The sequence below is a fragment of the Daejeonella sp. genome (assembly GCF_049655485.1).
GTDB lineage: Bacteria > Bacteroidota > Bacteroidia > Sphingobacteriales > Sphingobacteriaceae > Daejeonella.
On sequence record NZ_JBASJU010000302.1, the window covers coordinates 1 to 2,414 of the forward strand.

At 38.2% G+C, this 2,414-nt stretch carries 3 protein-coding genes and 1 pseudogene; all 4 read left to right on the plus strand.

What is annotated here, in order from left to right:
- Positions 1–454, plus strand: a 454-nt coding sequence (locus WBJ10_RS12525; protein ID WP_424290792.1) for a hypothetical protein, incomplete at its 5' end; no start/stop codon positions are given.
- Between the two features lie 293 nt (positions 455–747).
- On the plus strand, positions 748–1,203 hold the full coding sequence (locus WBJ10_RS12530) for a JAB domain-containing protein (protein ID WP_424290794.1): 456 nt from the start codon (positions 748–750) through the stop codon (positions 1,201–1,203).
- A gap of 321 nt (positions 1,204–1,524) precedes the next feature.
- Complete coding sequence (locus WBJ10_RS12535; protein ID WP_424290796.1) at positions 1,525–1,896, plus strand: response regulator; 372 nt, start codon at positions 1,525–1,527, stop codon at positions 1,894–1,896.
- Positions 1,897–2,104: 208 nt separating this feature from the next.
- Positions 2,105–2,414 (plus strand): annotated as a pseudogene (locus WBJ10_RS12540) (hypothetical protein); the annotation flags it as partial.

The window sequence follows — 2,414 nt, forward strand, 5'->3', positions numbered from 1 at the left end:
CCTGAGAAGGATTGTCGATGAAATACCAGATTGCTCGGAATTCGATGTTTTTCAGATGGTGTTGGAGCCTGTCATTCAAAGCAATCCTAATAATTACTCCGGATTATTTAGTTGTTATGATTTGTTGGCAAGATGCGGTAAGAAACATTCTTATAAGGGATATTTTGACTATCATAAATTGTCATTTCGTTACCTACTTTTAAGAAATATAAGAGGATTAAAGAATTCTGGCTCTACAGGCTTTTATGTGGAGATATTAGGTCGACCGGATACTTGTTCAAAATGCAAGCATCTTGAAGGTAAAGTTTATAAATCAGAGGACATATTAGAGGAAATGCCTATCCCTAATGAAGATTGTACGCGAGATTCGATGTGTTGCTCAACGTTTCTGGTAATGACAGAACGAAGGTTTTTAAGATCTACGGAAGATAGGTCTACAGATTATCGGCCGTAATTATCTTGTAGCTAACGTAATCAAATTGAGTACCTCACGATATAGGTTGATAACTTAGACAAAACTAAATAAGGGGTTATAAAGACACCTTTTTCAATTCTTGTCTACGACTACCTGACCTTAACCATTTATTCTATTAGATATCTCCCCAAAAATATCCTTGTAACCTCAATACGCAAAAAGAAATTCCGGCATAAACCCACTATACAACCCACATATCCATTTATTCCGTTGCTTCTTTGCTTAATTGAGCTTAAAGCATGACTGAGTTCCATATTAATCAAATAAAAAATATGGAAACTAAAAACATGAATGTTGCTGAGATCCAGCTAACGTACAAATCAAAGGTTAAGGCGTCAGAAAGGCCACAAATCAACCAATCCGAGGACGTGCATAGGCTGCTTCTAGAGAATTGGAATTTTGAAATCATCGAGTTTATCGAAGAATTTAAGATAATGCTACTGAACCGAGCTAATAGGGTTCTGGGGATAGTAGAAATTTCCAAAGGAAGCATGTCCGGGACTTTGGCAGACCCAAAAGTGATATTTGCCGCAGCTATAAAAAGTGCGGCATCACAGATTATACTTTGCCATAACCACCCGAGCGGAAATTTGAAACCTAGTCAAGCTGATATCAATCTAACAAGAAAGTTAAAGACTGGAGGGGAGATATTGGATATAGCAGTACTTGATCATATAATTCTGTCAAAAGATGGCTACCTTAGCTTAGCTGAGGAGGGGATTATTTGATTTTCGACTCAATCTAAATGCGTCAACTTCTACAATTAATATTATTTATAAACCTGCACAAAAGGCTTAAATAAGCAGCGAGGAGGTAGCCCAGGTGTTTATGAGCACATTCATAACCCTGAGGTCGGCAGTTCCTTCCTGCTCCCCGCTACTGATAAGCCACCTTTGGGTGGTTTTTCTGTTTTAAGTAAAATTTAAAGAATGTTAGAGCACAGGATCAAATCCGCCCAGGGCGGACGGCGTTAGATCCTGCAAATAAAATTTTTCACTTTAATAAAACATTTTGCCATTTCTACGGTTGAATTACTTCAACTCTAGATTATGCACAAACGAATTCTTTGTATTGATGACGATCCAGATGTCCTCGAATTATTAAAGCTTATATTAGTCGACGAAGGATACGATGTTTTTTGCACTACTTCTCCCATAAATATCTTTGAGCTCATCCAGGAATTCAAGCCTGATTTGATCTTGTTAGATATCAACTTAGGCCAATACAATGGTTTGGAGATTTGTAAGACGATGAGGTCCTATATCAGAACTGGTGAAATCGCAATTCTAATAATTTCATCAGACGAAGCTATTGAGAATGCCGTAGAAGATTTTGGGGCAACGGATATAATACTTAAGCCATTTGATTCAAAATTACTCATCGACAAAATCAATAAATACCTCTCACCAACGAGCTCTTAATCAAATAACGCAACTCGATGATTCCCGCCTTTGTACTAAAGCGGAATGCATTAGGCGTTCTCTTAAAGAAATCTCATAATTCCCGCCATATTCCAGCAGCAATGGCTTGCCTGATATCCCCTAATGTAAGTTTTTGTTTAGTAATCTTAACATAGTTTAAGTGCGAATAAATAATAATCACTGACCTTTGTGCATTATCAAATTATCTATGAAAACGATCATCTTTTCGGCGGTGCTTACCCTGTTTGGGGGTTATAGCTATGCGCAGGACCTACTTTGGGAGGGTAAGAAATTGGAGCTTCGTAATGTGAACGCGGCCATAGTAGATTTTCGCGGTGAGCAGGTGTTGAAGGTTGAGCGGGATTTGCAGGCCCTTCCGTTTGACGAGAAAAACCTGGCATCAACAGTTGATGAACCAACTTTTGTTAAGTTGAAAGATTTTGATCTTCGAAATGGTGTCATTGAAGTAAAAGTTCTTAGTACAATACAGCAACCCAGTCCGTTTGCTGGAGCCAGAG

Excerpts from the sequence above, each read along its gene's own strand:
- WBJ10_RS12530 (WP_424290794.1), top strand. The coding sequence starts at position 748 with ATGGAAACTAAAAACATGAATGTTGCTGAGATCCAGCTAACGTACAAA.
- WBJ10_RS12535 (WP_424290796.1), top strand. The coding sequence starts at position 1,525 with ATGCACAAACGAATTCTTTGTATTGATGACGATCCAGATGTCCTCGAA.